The organism is Kordia sp. (assembly GCF_022447245.1).
GTDB lineage: Bacteria > Bacteroidota > Bacteroidia > Flavobacteriales > Flavobacteriaceae > Kordia.
On the sequence record NZ_JAKVBC010000009.1, the window covers coordinates 1 to 21271 of the forward strand.

Annotated in this window: 20 protein-coding genes; 4 read left to right on the forward strand and 16 right to left on the reverse strand. The window is 33.5% G+C overall.

Features of this window, described 5'->3' with window-relative positions:
- Positions 1 to 475: 475 nt before the first annotated feature.
- Genes MK119_RS07775 through MK119_RS07785 form a run of 3 tightly spaced genes read right to left on the reverse strand, consistent with a single transcriptional unit; the run spans position 476 to position 4200 of the window.
- Positions 476 to 1300, reverse strand: a complete 825-nt coding sequence (locus MK119_RS07775) for a T9SS type A sorting domain-containing protein (protein ID WP_290672636.1) — start codon at positions 1298 to 1300, stop codon at positions 476 to 478.
- A 4-nt stretch (positions 1301 to 1304) separates the two neighbouring features.
- On the reverse strand, positions 1305 to 2717 hold the full coding sequence (locus tag MK119_RS07780; protein ID WP_290672639.1) for a hypothetical protein: 1413 nt from the start codon (positions 2715 to 2717) through the stop codon (positions 1305 to 1307).
- A 10-nt stretch (positions 2718 to 2727) separates the two neighbouring features.
- Positions 2728 to 4200, reverse strand: a complete 1473-nt coding sequence (locus MK119_RS07785; RefSeq protein WP_290672642.1) for an SUMF1/EgtB/PvdO family nonheme iron enzyme — start codon at positions 4198 to 4200, stop codon at positions 2728 to 2730.
- 333 nt (positions 4201 to 4533) lie between these two features.
- Between MK119_RS07785 and MK119_RS07790 the strand changes: the two genes are divergently transcribed.
- A complete protein-coding gene (locus MK119_RS07790) occupies positions 4534 to 5271 on the forward strand; it encodes a LytTR family DNA-binding domain-containing protein (RefSeq protein ID WP_290672644.1) in 738 nt (245 codons plus the stop codon).
- Between the two features lie 16 nt (positions 5272 to 5287).
- Positions 5288 to 7219 (forward strand): tetratricopeptide repeat protein, encoded by a 1932-nt coding sequence (locus tag MK119_RS07795; RefSeq protein WP_290672647.1) that lies wholly within the window; start codon positions 5288 to 5290, stop codon positions 7217 to 7219.
- A gap of 54 nt (positions 7220 to 7273) precedes the next feature.
- On the opposite strand, the gene MK119_RS07800 is transcribed toward MK119_RS07795, so the two are convergent.
- From MK119_RS07800 to MK119_RS07850, 11 genes are all read right to left on the reverse strand, one after another.
- A complete protein-coding gene (locus MK119_RS07800; RefSeq protein ID WP_290672650.1) occupies positions 7274 to 7432 on the reverse strand; it encodes a hypothetical protein in 159 nt (52 codons plus the stop codon).
- Between the two features lie 251 nt (positions 7433 to 7683).
- Positions 7684 to 9330 (reverse strand): hypothetical protein, encoded by a 1647-nt coding sequence (locus MK119_RS07805; RefSeq protein ID WP_290672653.1) that lies wholly within the window; start codon positions 9328 to 9330, stop codon positions 7684 to 7686.
- A 5-nt stretch (positions 9331 to 9335) separates the two neighbouring features.
- On the reverse strand, positions 9336 to 9872 hold the full coding sequence (locus MK119_RS07810; protein WP_290672656.1) for a hypothetical protein: 537 nt from the start codon (positions 9870 to 9872) through the stop codon (positions 9336 to 9338).
- A complete protein-coding gene (locus tag MK119_RS07815; protein WP_290672659.1) occupies positions 9869 to 11116 on the reverse strand; it encodes a DUF6638 family protein in 1248 nt (415 codons plus the stop codon). Before MK119_RS07815 ends, MK119_RS07810 begins: the two co-directional genes overlap by 4 nt.
- Positions 11117 to 11452: 336 nt before the next feature.
- On the reverse strand, positions 11453 to 12094 hold the full coding sequence (locus tag MK119_RS07820; protein ID WP_290672661.1) for a hypothetical protein: 642 nt from the start codon (positions 12092 to 12094) through the stop codon (positions 11453 to 11455).
- A gap of 14 nt (positions 12095 to 12108) precedes the next feature.
- Positions 12109 to 12789 carry a signal peptidase I gene (lepB, locus tag MK119_RS07825; protein ID WP_290672664.1) on the reverse strand — a complete coding sequence of 227 codons (681 nt, stop codon included), beginning with the start codon at positions 12787 to 12789 and terminating at the stop codon, positions 12109 to 12111.
- Between the two features lie 5 nt (positions 12790 to 12794).
- Positions 12795 to 13190 carry a nuclear transport factor 2 family protein gene (locus tag MK119_RS07830; RefSeq protein WP_290672667.1) on the reverse strand — a complete coding sequence of 132 codons (396 nt, stop codon included), beginning with the start codon at positions 13188 to 13190 and terminating at the stop codon, positions 12795 to 12797.
- A 16-nt stretch (positions 13191 to 13206) separates the two neighbouring features.
- Positions 13207 to 13614 carry a nuclear transport factor 2 family protein gene (locus tag MK119_RS07835; protein ID WP_290672669.1) on the reverse strand — a complete coding sequence of 136 codons (408 nt, stop codon included), beginning with the start codon at positions 13612 to 13614 and terminating at the stop codon, positions 13207 to 13209.
- A 2-nt stretch (positions 13615 to 13616) separates the two neighbouring features.
- Positions 13617 to 15581 (reverse strand): AAA family ATPase, encoded by a 1965-nt coding sequence (locus tag MK119_RS07840; protein ID WP_290672672.1) that lies wholly within the window; start codon positions 15579 to 15581, stop codon positions 13617 to 13619.
- 144 nt (positions 15582 to 15725) lie between these two features.
- Entirely contained in the window at positions 15726 to 16787 is a 1062-nt protein-coding gene (locus MK119_RS07845; RefSeq protein WP_290672675.1) for a hypothetical protein, read from the reverse strand.
- Between the two features lie 330 nt (positions 16788 to 17117).
- Complete coding sequence (locus MK119_RS07850) at positions 17118 to 18506, reverse strand: microtubule-binding protein (protein WP_290672678.1); 1389 nt, start codon at positions 18504 to 18506, stop codon at positions 17118 to 17120.
- Positions 18507 to 18944: 438 nt separating this feature from the next.
- On the opposite strand from MK119_RS07850, the gene MK119_RS07855 reads away from it, so the two are divergent.
- Both MK119_RS07855 and MK119_RS07860 read left to right on the forward strand, forming a co-directional pair.
- A complete protein-coding gene (locus MK119_RS07855; RefSeq protein WP_290672681.1) occupies positions 18945 to 19076 on the forward strand; it encodes a hypothetical protein in 132 nt (43 codons plus the stop codon).
- 96 nt (positions 19077 to 19172) lie between these two features.
- The gene (locus MK119_RS07860) at positions 19173 to 19979 is read left to right on the forward strand and encodes a hypothetical protein (RefSeq protein ID WP_290672684.1); all 807 of its coding nucleotides are present in this window, start codon (positions 19173 to 19175) and stop codon (positions 19977 to 19979) included.
- 13 nt (positions 19980 to 19992) lie between these two features.
- Here the strand turns inward: MK119_RS07860 and MK119_RS07865 are convergent, their stop codons facing one another.
- On the reverse strand, positions 19993 to 20733 hold the full coding sequence (locus MK119_RS07865) for a hypothetical protein (protein WP_290672686.1): 741 nt from the start codon (positions 20731 to 20733) through the stop codon (positions 19993 to 19995).
- Positions 20734 to 20778: 45 nt separating this feature from the next.
- A complete protein-coding gene (locus MK119_RS07870) occupies positions 20779 to 21261 on the reverse strand; it encodes a hypothetical protein (RefSeq protein ID WP_290672689.1) in 483 nt (160 codons plus the stop codon).
- Positions 21262 to 21271: the final 10 nt, after the last annotated feature.

Consider the following 21271-nt stretch of genomic DNA (forward strand, 5'->3'; position numbering starts at 1 on the left):
AAAACCCTTATCATAACTGATAAGGGTTTTTTTGTGTGAGAAATTTAAGAATTTAACTTCTAATCCTTCATGCCTTCCAACTTACTAATGCTGAAGAATACTTATTTTTAGTAATAGTAAATTGTTTTTTTTTACAATCGGTATTACTTTTTTTAGATGATCATTATAGTTGCTAGATATCATAAAGATTAGTCATAATACAATATTCATGGTAATATACGCCTAACTTAGAAAGTTCCTATGGTGTATAAATCTAAGAGTGATTCACTTAGATAAATTGAAAAAAATTGAATATTCAATCAATAAGAGTTTCCTGTAAAAAGAAATGTATCAAATATTTGGAGCTTGTGAATAAATTTGAGCTCCATGTTAGCCTATTTTTGTTTCAATAGATAGAGAATAACAGTATTTATAATATAGTAAACCTCTTGAGAGATCAACTCAAGAGGTTTGTGAAACAAAAAATAGAAGCTTATTATTTTACAATAAGCTTTTTGGTAGTCTTACTATTATTAGACGTTATGTTAACAAGGTATAAACCAGATGCAATATTGCTTACGTCTATAGTGTTGTCTGCAGATAATTGCATTGCAATCTGTTTTCCTGCATTATCAAATACTTCTATCTCAATATTTTTTATGTCAGTAGGAAGTACTATTTGTACAATATCACTTGCTGGATTCGGATATAAAGATAAAGTAGACAATTCATTTTCTTCTTCAACAGATAAAGTATTAAAGTCAAATGTACTCATACCTGATACTGCCGCTGCATTAGGATCAACAACATTTACAAACTGAGCCATTCCATTATCTATCATATCTGCCTGCATAAAAGATTTTAAAGGCGTAACTGTAGTAGCTAATGCTGAGTTATTTTCTAATATCCTCATTTCTCCAGATGTTGGACTTCCATTTACTGTAAAGGTAAACATATTAGAGTTGGTAGCTGCGGAAGGAGCTGGTAAAGCAGCTGGACTACCTAAAGTCTCAGTAACTAAATATCCATCAATAGCCACTTGTCCTATGGCAGTTCCATCAAAGAGCGTTGCACTCGCAGCACTCCCTAATGAAGTTGCAGAACCTGTATCAATTGTTACACCGTCAGGAAGGATTATGGTAAAACCATAACTCTGTACCGAAGTAGCAAAGTTATTAGAGCTTGTATTTGGTACAGCTTGTACTGTAAAGCTATATCCTCCATTATGTTGTAATGTATATGTGTAGCCATCTTGTGCTTTTAGCTGTATAGCTAGAAGAAAGATAAAGCTTGTGATCAATATTTTTATTGTATTTTTCATAAGATTAGTTTTCTGGTAATTGTTCTTGAATTTGATATGTACTAAAGTTTAGGAAATTGCCTGGATGCGCTAATACATTTTGTAATAGAATAGGTGTATCAGGTGTTGTTCCAGTGTACTGTGTACCTCCATCCATATTTATATCATGTACATTATATCCATTTATTACATAGGTAGGGAAATTTAAAAAGTCCCCAGGATCATTTAATACTTCTGAAAGTATACTTGGAGAGTCAGGTGTTGTACCTGAATATTGTACAATAGTATCTCCATTTGCATTTCCAGCCCATAAAGCCATATCACCGCTTCCCAACTGTACTCTTGAATTAGTACCAAATACAGCAGTAGAGTTTGTGGTAAAATCTACATTTGCTGAAGGTGCTACAGATAATGATCTCGTAGCTTGTGTCATCACACCTAAATGATTTCTATGTTTTACAGTTATAAAGTAATTACCTGTAACACCTCTTAAGATAACATCAGATGTCCCATCTAAGGCAACAATATCTCCATCACGTTGTACTAAGGCAGATGTGCCATCAATAACTAATGTATTATCTGCGCTACTTCTGATTTCAATCCACACCCAGTCAACAATATTATCAGCAGGCGCACCTACTCCAGAAATTCCACCATTATTAAATACATTGGAGTCTGTTATCATATCTGCTGGATCATAAGGACTGATTTTAGGAATCAAATTCCCTAAACGTAAATTATCATTCATTAAATCATCATCATCCGGGTTTAAGATAGGTCCTTGCAAGAATACCGCTGCTCGTACTCTTAAATCTACAATTTGGTTTGGATCTAAGAAACCGTTAAATTGATCAACATCAAATCCGTCACCATTGCTACCTTCGTATAATACCGTAAGTGATATATTGTCTAATGTAGTCGCTGTTAGAGCAGTAATGTCAAACCCATCACCATTACTACCTTCGTACAATACTGTCAGTGATGTATTATCGAGTGTAATTGCATCTAATGTATCTAGGTCAAATCCATCACCGTTACTTCCTTCATACAACACTGCAAGCGATGTATTATCTAGTGTGGTGGCGGCGAGTAATCTATTTGAAAACCCATCACCATTACTTCCTTCATACAATACTGTAAGCGATGTATTTTCAAGTGTAGTAGCGGCTTGAAGTCTGCTCGAGAATCCATCACCATTGCTTCCATCATATAATATTGCAAGTGAAGTATTATCAAGTGTAATAGCAGATAGTGTTCTGTTAGAGAACCCATCACCATTACTACCTTCATATAGTACTTCAAGTGAAAGATTAGTGAGTGTGATAGATGATCTACTTTCTAGGTCAAAACCATCACCATTCGATCCTTCAAACTGAGCAGCAACTTGTATACTATACAGGAGAGAAATAGACAATAAGAAAAGAATTCTTTTTTTCATCTCCTTCATCTTATGGTGCAGTTCTTACAGCTCTAAATCCTAAACGGTTATTTCCAATAGCAATTACTGTTGCTCCATCAAATCTATCAGAAACTCTAATGAAGTTGGATGAATTTAACCAACTTCCTCCTCTAAAACCATATCCGTCTCCTGTACTGTTATTTGGCCAGTTGGCTACAGTACCATTTCCAGTAGAACTGATAATTCCATTTCCATGAATACCTGTAAAGCTACGTCCTTGAGAAGTACCTACTGTGACACAACGCTCGTATAAGTTTCCAGACATTTCCATGATTCCATAGTACGTTCCACCAGTTTCTTCACGGTTGTTATTGATAGCACTCGCTGCAAAGATTCCGTTACGTAATGGTCCATCAATAGTTACATTTGTAGTTGCATAGCTTGCATTTCCTGTATTTGTTTCTGGATTGGTAATTCGCTCACTTGAAAAACCAGAGTTTACTAAATTGTATGCGTTAGAACCAATATTAGCACTTCCCCAGGCAAATTCTCCTGATTTTGGTAATACAGGTCCGCGACATGCTTTTTCGTATTCTAATTCCGTCATTGGGCGCATTCCTACCCAATCCATGTAGGCATTTATATCTGCTGGACTTAAATAACTGATGGGTCTATCGGGAGCAGAAGTTGTAGCACTTGCAGAGCCTCCTGTCCATGATATCGTATTTCTATCAATCTCCGAATCACTATTTTTGTGTGAAGCATCGGTAACGTCTCTATTTGTTTTTTGTATTTCAGTTAAACTGTTAAAGAATCCCAGCCATTGAGCTTCACTTACTTCATACTTCATACAGTAAAAATCATTATATCCTTTTGGCCAGGAAGCACCTAAAGTTCCAGCTTGGTCTCCACCATTAATATTGTCTCCTGTGTAATATAAGCTTCCAGCTGTATTCGCAATTGTAATAGCATTTTCAGAAGTTACCTGATAAGAAGAAGTAGTTGCAAATCCTCCTGAATAGAATTTGTTTGATTCGTTACCAGTAGTTCCTCCCAAGTAAAAAGAACCTTCTGGTACGTATACCATTTCAATAGCAAATACTTGAATATCTATAATGTCATCAGTATCTAAAGAGCCAATGTTCCAGCGTAATTGTGTATTTTGGAAGTTTACGCTTCCACTTCCGTCTGCAGATCTATAAATAAAAGCTCCCATACCATCAATTGTTACATCTAAAGTTGAGCCTGGTGCAGCTACTGAATTTGCTTGACTTACAATACCATGTAACCAACTTCCGTTATTTACTCTGTATTTGATAAATACCCAGGCTGCGTCCCAGTTAGATGGACCTGAGCTGATTCTCCATGAATTTTCCCAAAAAAGATCAAATTCTACATGTACCCAGTTTGAAGCTTCGTTCAAATTTTCAAGTGATATGTTATTCACTTGAATATTATTTGCCTTTGTCGAAGTGCTAAAGGCAAAGAAAATTAGCATTAAGAATAGTGTAAATTTTTTCATTACTTTGATTTTGATTGTTAGTATTTAGATAAATTGTATGTGTAATCTTGTAGCATTCATATGATATATTCTTGACTATCAAAATTTGGGGTAAGTCTAATATCGATTCAAATATATGTGAAGAAAAAGTTAAGAAGTGCAGTTTTTGTATAAATGGAAGCAAATGTTGTATAGATTGTTTTTGCGAAAAAAAAGATGAAAAAAAGTGAAAATCCCCTTGTTTGTTAACTATTTAAGAAACTAAACCGCATATACATATTTTTGAACCAATGATACGAACAACGTCAGAAATTAACCCGAAAAGTGTACCTTTAGGCTATAAAATTAACCCTTATGCTAAAAGCAATTTTAATAGATGACGAGCCAAAAGCCCTGGAAAGCCTTTCCTGGGAATTGGATAATTTTAGCGATGAGATAGAAATACTCGCTAAGTTTACTGATCCAGAGGAAGCATTGACCTATATAGAGCGAACTCCCTGTGATTGCCTTTTTTTAGATATTGAAATGCCTACCATGGACGGGTTTCAGTTTTTAAACCGACTGAAAACTAAAGACTTTGCCGTAATTATCACCACTGCTTACAATGAATATGCTATCAAAGCCTTAAAAGAAGAGGCTATTGATTATTTATTAAAACCCATAGATATGGATGATTTGAAAGTAGCTATTTCTAAAGTAAAAAAATATATTTCTAGAAACGATGTTTCCACTGAAAAATTTGAACGTATTCTATCTGATTACAATAGACGATTTAATAAAAAACGAATTACAATCAATACAGATGGAAAACTCATTTTTCTAGATTTAGATGACTTACTTTTCGCAGAATCTGATGGAAATTATAGTACATTGTATTTGACAAATTCAAAGAAAATAGTACTTACAAAAAAACTGAAAGAAGTCAATGCCATGTTGCCAGATGAACGATTTTTTAGAATTCACAATTCATATATTGTCAATTTAGACAAAATCAAAGAGTTTATAAAATCTGATGGTTACGTCATTTTGGTTTCTAATCATAAAATACCAATCTCAAGACAACGTAAAGCCGCGTTCTTGGAAAAATTATAAAGAAAATTTAAAATGTATGTACCAATTACTTAAGAATGCATTGTTCATTCTTTTTCTCTCCTTATCTGCCGTTAGCTTTTCGCAAAGTACCGATGCTACTTTTGTGGAAGTTGCCAATGCACTTTTACAAGAGAAACCAAAAGAATATGGTGTTCTCGATATAAAGTTAAAGAGATACAAAAGAGATTCACTTCAGCTTCAACAGCTTATAGGTTTATATAAAGAGAAGAAGTATTTAGAAGGAGAGAGTTATGCATTGAATGCGATGGGTGAGTATTGTCGAAATACTTCGCAGTATGCCAAAGCAATATCATTTCACGAAAGTGCTTTAGCGGTAGCTGAACGTGCTAATAACAAACAACTTCATGTGCGGTCACTCAATATGTTAGGTGTTGTGTATCGTAGACTTGAAGATATTCGAAAAGCGTTAGATTACCATCAAGAAGCGTTGGTATTAGCAGAAAGTATCGAAGATCAAACAGATGTTGTAAAAAAGAGTATTGCCGTTTCCCTGAATAGTATGGGAAATATTTATTTGGTCTTAGAGCAATACGATTTGGCAGTACAACGCTTTAAGAAATCTATGAAGATTGAAGAAAGTGTTGGGAATAAATTAGGTTTGGCAATTAATTATCATAATATAGGCTATGCTAAAGAAGCTACAGGAGATTTAGAAGGAGCTCTTGTTGATTATAAAGAATCCTTACATTATAATAATGAGATTGACTCTGATTTGGGACGCCTTATTTGTAAATCAACTATTGGTAGGATTTACATTCAACAAAAGGAATATCAAAAAGCAGTCAAAATGATCACTTCTGCTTTGGAGATTGGAAAAGGATTGCGTGATAATTTTCATCTTTCTGGCGTGTATCTTAATTTGGGTTGGGTACATATTGAATTGGAAAACTATAAACTAGCACAAACGTATTTGAATGAAAGCTTGACTTTATCTAAAGAGTTTAATTTAAAAAGTGCTGTTGCAGAAACGTATATGCATTTGTCTACATTGTCCAAAAGGCAAGGAAAATTTGAAGAGGCTTTATCTTTTAGAGAGCAATCCTACGAACTGAGTGAAAAGATTCGAAATGATCAAAATTTTAGATATGTGAATGACTTGATTGTTAAGAATGATCAAGAACGTTACAGTCAAAAAATTGAAAACCTAGAAAAAGAAAATGCTACCGTAAAGCAAACGTTGAAACGAAACAAAAGCATTTGGATTACAAGTAGTGTTGTATTTGCGTTTTTGGCCATCATGATTTACATATTGTACAGACAACGTTTATTGAATAATGAGAAGGAAATTTTGACGCTAGAGCAAGACATGTTACGCAGTCAGATGAATCCGCATTTTGTCTTTAATTCGTTAAACTCAATCAAACAATATATTATTAGTAATGAGCAAAAAAATGCTGTTCATTACTTAAATAAATTTGCAAAACTAATTCGTAAAATATTAGATGCTTCTCGTGTAAAAGTAGTGTCGTTGAGCGACGAATTGGAAACGATGGACTTATATATGAGTATTGAAAATATTCGCTTCTCTAACGAGATTAATTTCGAAGTATTAGTGGATGAAGATATTGATCTTGATCAAATAAAGATTCCATCATTGGTATTGCAACCTTTCTTAGAAAATGCGCTTTGGCATGGATTATCGTCCAAAAAAGGAGAAAAAAATATAAAATTATCTGTCAAGAAAACCCAAGATGATTTTGTTACAATTGCTATTGAAGACAACGGAATTGGTCGTGAGGCAGCACAGAAAATCGCAGCCAATAAAATCGTAAAACGAAAATCTATCGGAATTACACTAACCAAAAACCGTTTGTCAAACTTCGTAAAAGACTTCAAAAACAGCTTCACTGTTCATTTTATGGACTTAAAAGATCAATATGAAAATCCAAGAGGAACGGAAGTTGTGCTAAATATTCCATTGCGATAGTTTTTATTCATTGCGAGAAATTTTGTTTTGAATTGTATTCATTTTACTAGCTATCTATGCTTCCTGAGATTTAATCTTTTCTGGGGCAGCTTGTTGCATGCTATTTATTTGATCATAATAAGTTGTATCTGAGTTTGGAGTACTATGGTTTTCTTCTTTTTGTTGATTCACTTGATTTTCTAACTTTTCTAATAATGGCTTGAGTGTTTCCATTGCTTTTTGTACAACTTTCTTTTAAAGACGAGCTATGATTGCATCTTCATGCTTGATGAGTAATTGTAGTAAATCATCAGGGATGTTGTTCTCTTCTTTTATATTTGACATGATTGTATAGTTTTGGTTAGGTTAAAATAATACATTAAATGTAGCATAAAAATCAAGAAATATTATTCATGTTGCTGATAGTGAGTTTTTTAAATGAAAAAAGCGAGCTATCGCCCGCTTTTAAAAGTATTTATTGATGTTTATTTTTCTAAAGAATCTTTCACAATACTGTCTTTTACAACAGTTATAGAATCTTTTACAACTTCTTCTGTACGTTTTCTACTTGGATAAATATCTGAATCCGATAAGTTTTCGGTCATTTTCCATGTTTCTCCCAATTGATTTACAATTTGTTCATTCCATTTGGAAGGATGTTTGGCATCAATCCAAACTACATCTTTATAGGAAACGTCTACCAATGCTAAATCTGGTGTAGAACCTCCATCAAACTGATTGCTGTTTTCTCGTTTTGCCGCAATAGTACTAAGCATGAACAAACGTCTTTTTCCAGCGATGTCTCTAATAAATGGTCTAAATTCAACGGGTTTATTTACATTCCAGTCATACTCTTTGCGCGATTCCATTACTTTAGCCGGCATTGCAGAAACTCCTGCCAAACCTTCTTTTTTATTAGCGTGGTTGTAATAATACACTTTATCACTTCCGTCAGCAGGAATAAAAACACTGATAGATAAACCTGTACGTTCATTTCCAATAGGTTCTAAACCAAACCAATGATATAAACCATCGTATGCATCATTTGCAGAACCAGTAAATTTAAAGTCAGTTACAAATGGTTGTTGATTTTGATCTTCTTTTAAATCTGGAATTTTCACTGCAGTTTTCTTATTCCAAGGTAATGGATCTGTAAACCCGCCTAAAAACATCATTGATTTTGCACGGATACGTGATACTTTTTCAGATAAAGTATTTTGACGTGTTAAGTACGGGTATTTTTGAACATCTTCCGCGGGAATAAATGTTCCTTTACCAATTAACAAACGCTCCATATAATCTCCAAAATCATGATCTCCAGTTTCTACTACCATTACGCCGCCAAACGTTGGATATGGGAAAAAGAAACCATTCCATTTAATCAAGCTTACAACCTGAACCCATTTTCCTTGATCGTTTTTCATGTAGTAAGCTTCATGTGGTTCATAATTGAACAATTGCCAAGGGTTAAAACGTTGTACAACTGCGTTGTATGTATTTCTACTAAACGCTAACGATTCTCCAATGGAAAACGTTGCTTCAATTCTATTTTCGTTTGAAAATCGAGGAGAAGGTGAGGTACTTGATACTGAAAATAATTCTTCAATATTATCTTTTGTACGTTGAATAAAATAATCTTTTGAAGGTTGTACCGCCATGGTCCATTGATTGCGATCGTCTACACGAACCAATTGTGGTGGCGAAACTTCTTGGGTTTCAGTAATTGATTCATATGCCATTGTTTTGATATTGTTGTAGGGCTGAATACGTTCGTTTCTACTCAAAGGTAGTTCTGCGATTTCTTGCAGTTTCATACTATTGTATACATTGTACGTTTGCATGTATTCATACATACCCATTGTAAATAAAATAATATAAATTAATGATACTGAAGCCAGCGTTAAAAAAACTTTCAATAGTTTCTTAGGTGTGCTGACTGTTCTTCGAAACGATCGGATTCCGAAGTATAATATTGCACCGAACACTAATAATACAGACAAATACTTTCTTAAAAAGAGTAAAAACGGTTGGTAATCATCTCTTAAAATAAAAAGTGCACAAAAAAGGATCAATCCTACAAGAATGAGAATGATTTTTTGTTTTGTTCCACGGTTCCAAAATCTTTTTAGCATAGTTCTTATTTTAATAATCCTTTATCTTTTAAACGTTCTCTAGCACTCTTTTTTGGTGCTTCAGGTTCTTTGGTAGTTTCTTCTTTTGTATCTGTCTTTTTATCATTAGAAAAGCTTTCGGCAGCTTCTTGTCCTTTTTCTTTAATGTCGTCAATAATTTCTTTGCCTGTATCAACTACTTTATCAATAATTTCTTCTGATTTATCTTTAACACTGATCATAAAATTTGCTAAATAAATTCCGATCATAATCCCAATCAATGCTGATACATATTGATATTGTATTCCTATACTTTGTACAAAAGGTAGAAATAATACAACAACCAGTACAAGAAGAAGAAAGATATTTATATAGATAAATCTTGGCATAAAACTTTGTTCTACAATGAATCCTTTCTTGCTATTTGCTGGCAATTGCAATTCTTTAGAATTAAAAAGTCTATTAAAAAATCTATACAGTTTATTGTTTTTAGATTCTAGCCAATAGATGCTAATTCCAAAAACAACGCTAGCTGCAAATACAATAAATTCCAATATGTTCATGAGTTCCAGGTGTTTTGTTTTATTAATTTGATGACCCAATCTTGATAGGAGCTATCCCAATTGTTAAATTCGGTATAAAAAGTTTCTTTATCATACCAATACAAGAAAAGCGGATCTTTATAGGTGGCAGTTTTTACAATAAGTTTCCAAATGAGCTCTTGTAATTTTACAGGAATATCTGGAGAAGGGATTTGAATACAAGCAAGTATTTCTGGTGTCAATCCACCATCAATCGCTAATGCATTTGGATCTTTTGCTTTTAATTGTAAGCGATCTAAAATCATGAGTTGCTTACGTGTGCTTGCATCCAAACGATTCAAATAGCGCTTATATACGTTTGAATTTTCTATGATATCACTTAAAGAATGTGTAGCATCTTTGAGGTGTGATAAGAAAATAGTTTTTTTGACACGTTCAAAATATCCAATAGTATCACTTTGTTCAGGATCTAAAATCAGCATTTTTTCGGCGGCCAATGCGCTAAAAAAACGTTCATCACTAATATGAAATGATTTCGTACTACTAGACGTTTTGACTTTGTCAGCTTCTTCTTTGTTTTCAAAAATTAAAATGTTTTTGCCACTGTCTTGCTTTCTAATCACATACACACCACCAAAAGCTCTGGTGTAAAATGAAGTCGTCAAAAAATTCATACGATCCATTTTTAGTGTACGCGATCGTAAATCGCCGTGTTTTCTGGCAGAAGCTAAAATTTTTAAATGTAAGCTTTCTTCTAAAAAATTATCTTCTTCATTAAACTCTTTAATCAGTTTTAATTGTTGTTGTTGTATGTTGTACAAATCATCAATAATAGTAAAATCAACCGAGATTTGATTATATTTCAATAAATCTTCAGGTTCATAAAAAGCATCGATATACTGATCTAAATCTACACAAATAGCGGCATCACGTGTAATGTCTTTTATAATGTGTTTTTGCTTTTTAAATATGTGATGCATAATGTCTTTATCAAAACTATGAAAAGGCGAATATGCAGGTTTGTCATTTTGTTTTGGTGAAAGAATGATAGCGTTTGGATTGGCTTCTCCTGAATTTAAGTACAAAAAATCATTTTTTTCATCGGCAATTTCAGGACTCCATCCCATAGCATCAATATGGAAACTACTCAGTTGTGTAGGAGCAGTTCCTATAAAAGAGAGACATTTATTATAACGTTCCACCAAAGCACCTGTAACAGGAACTAAGGCAGCGCCAAATAATTCAGATCGTTTTAGTTTTTCCATGTGTTAATTTAATTCACCTTTTTCCAAAAATAAGGTATCTCTTGCTAAGATACTTTATAAGTAGCTGATTTTTGTTGCTTGTTACAGCGAATACATTGTGCAATTTAAAATTCTTGACGAAAAATGATGCTCTAAAGTAGAAAAATATAGCTTTTTTAGCTAATCTGCATAAAAATGGGTTTCCAGTTTTTTTATAGTCGTAATTTCAATAATTTCGACCTGTAATTGTTGAATCTAGAGTAGGTGCAGTTTTTTGAAGCTGTGTTGCAAAATATCTTTGGAGCATATTAATTATTAAAACATGAAATATAAATGTACATAGGAAAAATAACTGTTTCATACTTTTTTTTGATGGTTTATATAATCTTGTGTTTCAGGAATGATTCGTTGCCATTCACTATACGAAATAGAAGCAATATTGGAGGCTTTTAGTTCGGATATACAACGTTTCAGCAGTGGATATATAATTTCATATTTGGGCATTTTTAAAGCATAAGATTTTTTGATGATGATACTATTGATATGCCAAGAAATATCTTTTTCACTATATTTTCGAATCATACGATATATGAATTCATTTTCAATATACTCATTGTTTCGCTTAGGATCAAAGATTACTTGAATGTTAATCCATTTGCTATGTTGAAAATCGTCATATTGAGCGTGCATCAAAACAGTATAGTCATCAATTTGTCCTAAAAGATAGCTATCTTCTAATATGCGAAATCGATGTTTTTCTATAAATAGTTGAAAAAGTTTTTTCTTTATTTTTTTACGCCCATGTCTTCTGTGTAATTTTGGTTGAAGCCAATACAATAAAGGAGCTAATAGAATAGTAACGATTAGTGGAACTAACAATCCTATTCCTATTTTTTCTACCCAAGGTAATGATTCGTCGGGGAAAATTGCTGTTAGTGATGGTGCAAGACAAACGAAATAGGTTAACAAAAAGTATTTTAAGAAGTTTCCTCTTTTCATTCAGAATCGATCGTTTAAAAAGTTGTCCAAAGTACTCCTGTGACATCATTACGATCAATAAGCCCATTGAAACGACTATCCATACAATTATCTCGATTGTCGCCAAGCACAAAAACTTTTCCTTCTGGAATAATCAAAGGTCCAAAATGATCTTTATTCCATTTTTGTTGATATGCGTTTTGAATTTCTGGGTGTATACGATTGATAGGAGTTACCAACCTCGCTTTTTTCAATTTACATCTACGAGCAAGTTTATCTTCTATATGAGCTATATAGGTATTTCGACCTTCTTTTTTATTTATTAAGAAGAGTTCTGTATTGGTGTATGGTAATGATTTGGTCTCTTGTTCCGTTAAAATATAAGAATGTTTTAAGCTGTATGCTTCATCAAAGTTTTTTCCATTCACAAATAGAGTTCCTTTAATAATTTGAATTGTATCGTTTTCTATGCCACACAATCGATGCATCCAAGTAGCTTTGCCAAGTAAAGCATCGTTAAAATTATACGTGATAAAGTCGCCTCGTTTTGGAGTGATAAGGTTAGAAGCTAAAGTATATGAACCATGTTTAATGTTGGGTTCGTTACTAGAAGTCGGAATTGAATATGCAACTAGGATTCCTGAAAATTTTAATACATGATAAAAAATTACAAGACCAACAAGAATGTATAGCGTGATTTTTAGTTTTTTATTCAAAACCGTTAGCGTTTAATATAATATACTTCTGCAATTTTTTGATCTTTCACTACATACATTACTACAAATTCTTTCGGTGTTCCTCCTTTTTTATAGATTACTTTTTCTTGATCAATGATTGTATTTCCAGAAACAATTCGTTTTTCAATAAAGCTATATAACTCAGGTGTGTTTTCGAAGAATTTCCCATAGCGCTCAATCAATTTTTCTTTTCCTTCATAACGTAGTTTTTTTGGAAAGTCATATACCTTAATGTCATCACTGAACAAGGCTGCATAAGCATCTATATCATGCGCATTGTATGTTTCCATTTGTTTTTGTGCTATAATTTTTATCTCAGTATTTTCTTGTGCCGTAGCAAAAGAAGTCAGAAATAGAAACAAGAAAAATAGTTTTTTCATGGTAGATTGGTTTATGTTATTGTGGACGCTTTAGAAAATTTACTTCTTTGATTTTATCATTTTCAACCTTATACATAACAATATATTCTAGAAAAGGTTGCTCTTTTTGAAACTGAACGTTTTCTTGAAAAATTACAATGTTACCTGTCACTATTTTACTTTCAATTTCGCAATATAAATCAGGATTTTTTCTAAATAGGTCCCCAAAAAGTTCACGTAGTTGCTTTTTTCCTTTTAAAAATTCTTGTTTTGGGAAGTTGTAAAATGTTACATTATCAGTAAACGTTGCCGCGAAAGCATCAATATCTTTAGCATTGTATGCAACGATTTGCTTTTGCACTATAATTTCAGCTTTATTTTGTTTTTGTGCTTGAATACCCAAAAAAGGTGTTAATATCAACAGTAAAATAATAATTTTCCTCATGGCTAATTCAATCCTTCTTCAAAACGACTGCGCGCTTCGGTTCCAATTTTCATTTGCATGATTTGCTGTTCTACTTTACGTGAGAAATCAGTATCTGCAATGGTAGCAACATTGTCTAAATAACGAATTACTTCTTGCTTACGGATTTCAGCAAAGTTGAGTCCTTTCATATTAGATTTCATGAGTTCCTTTAACATTCCCAATTTGGTGTCATAATCTTTTTGGAAATATAACTCCGGATTTTCAAACCAATCGTCTTCCAAATTAAAGTCTGTCAAACGTAATGAAATGGCACTTTGAATGTTTCGAATATCTCTGGAAGAGAAAAACGGAAATTCTTTCTGAACTTCACTATATAAAGTTGAGTAGAAAACATGATCGGTAAATGCATTGTTTTCCAAAGTTTCATTAAAGATTCTTTTGATTTTATCATCTTCTGGCTCAGTAATGTTTCCTAAAATTTCACCAGCACTATTTGCTAAAGTTTGATCGCTTAAATATTGATAAGAAGGATGATCCTTCATAGAAACAAATCCAGGTAAGGTCTTCTCAATTTTCGACCACCAAATATAATCTTGATCTAAGAAATCTTGCTCAGTACGGGCACCATCAATTTTAAAACGCCCTTGAATTCTAGAAATTACCGCTTTGTCTAATTGTTCAGGTAAGTTTGTAAATAATCCAATAGAACTGTTTCCGTGATTTACAGCATACGCACCTTCTGTATAACGTAAAAATACACCAATCACTTCTTTTACACCGGCAGAAACGCCTTGTGCAGTACGTTCTTGTAAATTATTTTCAGCATCATCAATAGGTGCAAAGATCAATCGTGATGGATCTTGCATAGGTTTCATCCATTGTACCATTTTTTCTGCCGATCCACCTTGAAAGGTAGAAACAACCGTATCTGGCATTGGATGAAATAAGAATGGAATGTCCAAATGATCGCAGTGTTCTTTTAGCATTGTAGCTATGGCAGCAATCAACATACTTTTTCCTGTTCCTGGAATTCCATATCCCATAAATACAGGCATAAAACCACCGAGTTCTTGAAATGGATTTCTTTTGGTAGCTATGTCGTAACTCATCAAACGTTCAACCAAACGCTTGGCAAAGTGTTTTGCGTCTTTGTTACCAACAATTTGCTCAAAACGAATCGGATTGAATTCCACACTTTTGGTGCTTCCAGTAAAAATGGTGTCCCAACCTGCAATAGAAAAATCAGAATCTTCTAATTGATATGTTCTGTCTGTAATAACTTCAGTATGATCTAAGGCACCTTTACGTTGAATAATTTCATCTAAATAGGCTTCAAAGTACATCACTGTAAAGTCAATCACGTCTTGTTCAGAGTTGATCAAATTCGGATGATTCATGTATTTGTCATAGTAAAACAACTGGCATGAAATTCCCTTTGTAGGAGATAACAAAGAAACTTCCGGAATACCTGCAAATTTGTTTCCCATCACGGTATTTTCTTCCGAAGCTTTTTCTTTGAGTTTAGAAACAACATAATACGCCAAACTGAACAACATAAATGCAGTTGCTGTTTGCTGTTTAGATTCGTATTCTTTGCGTTGATCTGCTGAAAGTCCAGCTCTTTTTTCATGAAGAATAGACAAACCTGACGAATCGTAGTAACTATCGCGAATCCATAAACCAATGGCAATAGCCTCCTGTAAGTTGAACAGTGTTTCATTGAGCGAAAGTGGTAAAGCAACAGAATCTGGTAACAAGCGTTTTTTAAGACTCAAGATGGTTTTAGAAATTGAAATGGCGTTTCCGTCAGCATTTCCCTTGGCTTTGGATAGATATAATAAAATATCTTCCTGTTCTTTATTGCCGTCTCTACTTCGTGCTTTATAACCTTGTTTCCATTGGGCACTTTTAATGAATGAAGAAGCTTCTTCACGTAAAATGGTCAATTCTGTTTTTTTGATAGGAAATGTCGGTTGTTTTTCCATGTATGTTTTGTTATTTGTTTATCTGTTGAATTGTCAATTCGTCAATTTATTTTTTTACTTATGTTGATCTATTTGCTTGTCAATTTGCTATTTGTCAATTCGTTTTTTCAAACTAAGGACACTAGCGAAGTCGAAGTGTTGGCTTTATAATTCAGGTAACTCTTCTACTTCAAAAGGTTCATGATGCAGGTGAATAATAGTGTTTGGAATTTTCCCATACAATAACTGAATGACTCTGTGTGGCGCTAAAATGTATTTGTGCGTAGTTACATCTCCCCAAACTTGAATCTCCTGCTTTTTAAATGATAGCAAATCATTGCTCACTTTTGATGAGTTTACTGAATTGATCGTTTCTACTGTAGTTGTTAGTGAAAATGAATTCAATTTGACATCTTTTGCAGCGATGGCTTGCAATAAAGCTTGTGTTATTTCATGATCATCTTTAGAAAATATACTGTGTAAAATTCCCAAATCAACACGTTTTATTTTACGCGGATGTACATTCTTTAGTCGTTTGTCAATCATATACGCCATATTGGATAAATCTTGATAACGATCGGCACAATCTTTTATGGTATCGTAAATTTCTTGTTCTACATCTTCGTCATGCTTATAGTCAAAATACATAAAGCAAATAAACGGCCTGTTAAGTGCTACATCATAGAAAGCCCAGTCGAGCACATAAGTTGCAAACGTACTTTTTGTCTTTTTGATTTTTCCTAAAACAAACTTTTTGAATATTTTCTCTTCCTGAATTCTATTGTAATACAGCGAAGAAGAAGCTTCAAACAAATCGCGTTTGCTCACATGTTGCTTTTGCACCATTAACTGATGAATAAACTTTTCTTTGAATTCGCTTGCATCAGGTAATTTGGCTTTAAACTCTTCTTTCAAATCCAAATCGTTGTGAATGTAGCGCAATTCTAAATAGTTTGGAAAACCAGATTCGGTCAAATCTACCTTCATTTGTTCTTCATCAAAACGATATTTCAATTGCATTACTCGCAACGAAAATGCCAAGCGTTTGCAATAGTTTTCTAAAGCTTTTAGTTCTTCTTTGGTGCAAATTCGATAATGATTCCATTCCACCAAATTAATCTCAAATTCATCCAAAACATGCATCACCATTCGGTAATACAAATCATATTGCGCGTCCGATTCTAGTGCAGCAGAATCTAAAGGTGTTGTGATATCGTTTATAGACATTAAAACAAAATTATATACGTAATTACTCGATAATCGAGCTTCAAATGTTTCGACGCTTGCGTCAATTTTTTTTAGTCGTTTTTTATAAACGGCTTCGCGAATGTTCCTCGAAGTAGATAACTATTTTTTGGCATGTCCGCAATACGGTCAGGCTTTCAGCTATATCTTTTTAATACAATCATTACGAGATGCATTTTGAAGTGGTATCAAAATCTCCTAAAAAAGAACCAGATTCCTTCGTCGCAAACTCCTCGTAATGACGTTTCAATTGTTAAAAAGGATGCCGCTTCTATCCTTCATGCAACATCGATTACTATGTAGTGTTTAGAATTAACCTAACAAGTCATCAGAACCACCACCATCATTTGACGGTGCAGAATTTCCTCCGCCACCTTCGTTTCCAGTTGGAGTGTTGTCGTTTCCGCCAGCATCTCCTGTAGATGGGTTTTCGTTGTTTCTATAATATTCTTCGAATAATTCTTTCATGTCAATTCCGTAACGATCAGCAAAGTTCTTGCGGATTTCAACATCCTTTTCACGAATTTCCTGTAACGATTCAGCATAACTGCTGTAAATACCTTTCATTACTTTTTCGTGTACAGGAATATTTTCCATCATATCTTGACGTGCTTTTGAACTTGCTGTGTACATTGCAGCTAGCGTTTCTCCAATTTTTTCATCAGTTTTTACACCTAAGTGTTCTAAGATTGCAGCAAACTCTTGATCTGTACGCGCTTTTAATGCAACTACATAACCATCGTAATAACGAATTCTTTCTTCTGTATCCGATTTTAGTTTTGCTCTATGCGTTTGTAAGTTGCTACGTAAAGATGTTAATACTTTGATGGTTAAGTTATGCTTGTGAACAAAACTGTCTTTACTTGCAGCCAACGTAATGTAAGCCGTTCGTAAACCATCTAATTCTTCAACTTTTTGCTCAAGCTTTGTAATTTTAGCCAATGCTTCCGAATATTCAGGCGATTGCTTGTCTACAATTTCTTCTATTTCTTGACGTGCCTGACTCAACAATGCTTTTTGTTTTTCAAGTTCAGTTTCTGTCTCTTCTTTCTTTTCTAAAGCTTTCGTGTGATTTTTACTTGCTTCTACAATAGCGTCTTGTAGTCTGTCCTCAACCTCTTTGATTTCAACCTCACGATCTTTCAAACGTTTTACGGCAGCCTGACTTTTAAATGAAAGTTCTTTCAACAAGGTTTCTGTATCAGAACTTTCAATACGCTTTTGAAACATTTCTTTTGCCTTTGAATCTGCAAACTTCCTGTCTTTTTCAGCTTGTCCTAACTCTTCTTTTTCTCTTTTAATTCTAGACTTTCGACCCCAAAGGTTATTCCACCATGTATCTGGCTTATCTAAAGCAGCTTGGTATTCTACTTTGGCTTTATCCAATTCTTTTTGAGCATCATCAATAACGCGTTGTTCTTCATCGTTTAATGTTGAAAAGCGTTCAAATATGATTCCTACTTCGTCTTGATAATCTGTTAAATCTTTAATGGCATCGAGAAGTGATGTACGATCTTTTTCAGCCATATCCACCACATTATCCAACGTTGCATTCAATATCTTTTGGCGTACTTCGGGACTATCTTCTTGGGCAAGCTTCGACTTCATTTGGTCGATTGCTTTTCCCCAATCTACTTTGTCATTAGATTTTTGTTTTTGTTCTGCTCCTGAAGTTTCTAGTAAATCAAAATCGTCAGCCATATACTTAAGTGGTTTTTATTAATGAATGTATTTTTTTGTCGTTTGTTTTTAGTACTAGTTCTTTGAAACGTATCCTACTAAATGCGTAAAAAAACGTTTTTGAAACTAGCATTTAAATATAAAGAATTTAACAGTAATATCTGTCTATTTTTTTTCGAGTTGTTACAGGTTGAAATTAAAAAAATGAATTTACGGGTTATTTTGTAGTATTTTTTGGGAATTACGCTTTTTTTCAAGCTTATTATGAGGCTTAATTTCGCTTCAACTTTCAATACATTTGGATAAGATGACGTAATGCTTCTGGGTTTGAAAGAAAATACTTTAAAATATTGTTTGGTTAAGCTCCTTGATACTAAGGATTTAAAAATACGCATTATTAAGTATTGTTTTGAGCTAGTTTTTGAAGAATATTTATAAAACCCTAAAAAAATTAACTAAATGAAACCAGCAAAGACAACTATTCAAATCGGTAATCAATTTAAAGAAGTAGAAATTTTTTATGATGAAGTAAAAGAATCCCAGTTGAACATTGCCATCGATAACAATCAGGTTACTGTTTCTCAAGAATGAGAGTACTTGTTTATTGACTTCCCGATTTTGGTATTGCAATAGAGAAAATTTTGGCACCTTTCTTGATGAAGTTTGGCAACGTTAAAATCAAACTCTATGAAATTAAAAACTTTACTATCTTTACTTGTATGCTACTTTGTTTTGAGTGTAAGTCATGCGCAAGGAAAATTGAACAGAGCTAAAGACGACCTTTCGGGAAGCAGCTCTTCTACTAGCAGTAATTCGCGTTCTTGGAATGATGATGACGATGATTGGGGAGATGATGATGGCTTCAACTTTTTTGAAGGTGTTTTTTTTGAAATAGCTTATCATGCAACTATCGGGATTCTTATCGGTGATGGGGAAAAACGTTATTTTCATAAATATCCGTATTCTCATGGTTCACATGGAGAATATGCGTATCCAGAAGATAATGTTCCTATGAAAACAGGACAATTAATTTTGTCAAATACGTTTTTCACTAGCGGGAAACAATTCTATGGAAATGATGTAAAATTAAATTATCGCTTTGTACCCTTAGCTGGAATTGAAGTCAATCATTTGCATTTTTTTGAAGAGAACCCAAAAAGTGAGTTAGGGGTTAGCTCTTTTATGTTTAATTACTATAGAGTTCGCGAACAATATGTAACTGCTTTTTGGGGAGTAGGAGCTACACATGTTGGCAATGGAGTAGATGAAACAGGTTTTACATACCAAGTAGGCGTAGATGTGTATTTGCATCAACCTATTAGTATAACTGCTTTGTGGAAACAGAGTTTTATCAACGATTCTACTATCGATGAATTAAAACTAAATGCACGATATCATCTCAAGCGTTTTTCTGTTCATGGAGGATACAATCGTTACAAGCTAGGATCTGTACGAATTAATGCTTTAAGTTTTGGAGTAGATTATCGTTTTTAGATAAAACTTATACTCACTCAATAACTAAACTTTTTAAGAATGCATCCAGTGCTTTCAATGACTGCGGATAAATGTCTTCGCAAGTATCTAATATGAGTACGTATTGAATGTTTTCGTCAAAGCGATGAAAGCTAGATTTTACTTGATAAACTTCGAGTGTTTCATTCGTACTGTCTTGATCTTTAAAAGGAAAATTTTGTGCAGCTTCTAATTGCAAGCCTGGATATGTTGGTTTGGGTCTTTCTAATGCCACAAAATTAAAATGTCCGCCTCCAATGTGTGTATACATTTCTTTATTGATGATTTCATAAGCTTCGGAAGGTTGTAAACTGTCAAATCGATTTGTTGCTATTTTGTCTGGATACTTTCCAACAAATCTATTCGCATACTGTTTGATGTCTTCAATTCCGTCTGCAACATGAATCATAAGCATAATGGTATAGTCAATTGGAACGTCTTTGTCATTTAGTTCAGCTTTAGGGCTTAAAACCACCACAGCAGTACGTTTGTTATATTTAGAAATATTCCAATTCCATGTAGAATCAACGGTAAAACGAACTCCTAAAGCTTTGCTGATAAATGTATTTTTAGCGCCATTGGGTTGATAGTCCCAAAGTTCTTGGGGCTTATACTCTTTAGCAGCATCGGGCGTTTTAATTTTTTCTTTTAAAGCATTGCGAAGCACTTCATCAATGGGGCTTGGAGTGCCTAATTTTGTAGCAATATCTAATGATTTTTGAGTATGACTAAACATGCCGGATAAATAAGAAGCAAATGTATAATCGTGCCAAAATGCTGTTTACCGAATATTTGGATTTAGTTTTTCTGCTTTGAAGAAATTAAGCATAGATTCTTTAGGTTTTGACGAATGTGCATAATGATTTCCTAAAAACCAATACGATATATAATTTGAGGTGTCGAGTGCAATTGCTTTTTGAAAAGCACTTTCTGCAATTGGAAATTGCTCGTCATCGTTTAAATTGTACCTATAATGTGAAATGGTTCCCGTAAGCAACCATTCGTCTATATTTTGTGCTTTCTTTGCAGATGCTTCTTGAATCTTTTTTAATCGTTCTAAGCTTTCTTCTCTGCTAATATCATACGTCCAAGTTTCTGACCAATGATTAAATGCTTCTTGATGTTTTAAAACAAAATCTAAATCCTCTTGAATCAAACTAAGGTAACTAATATTCTTCAAATTAATCACATTAATATTGGAGAAAGCTGGAGTACTACATAAAATGGTAAAAAGTAGAAAGCAGCGAAAATATATTTTCATCATGGTTTTATTG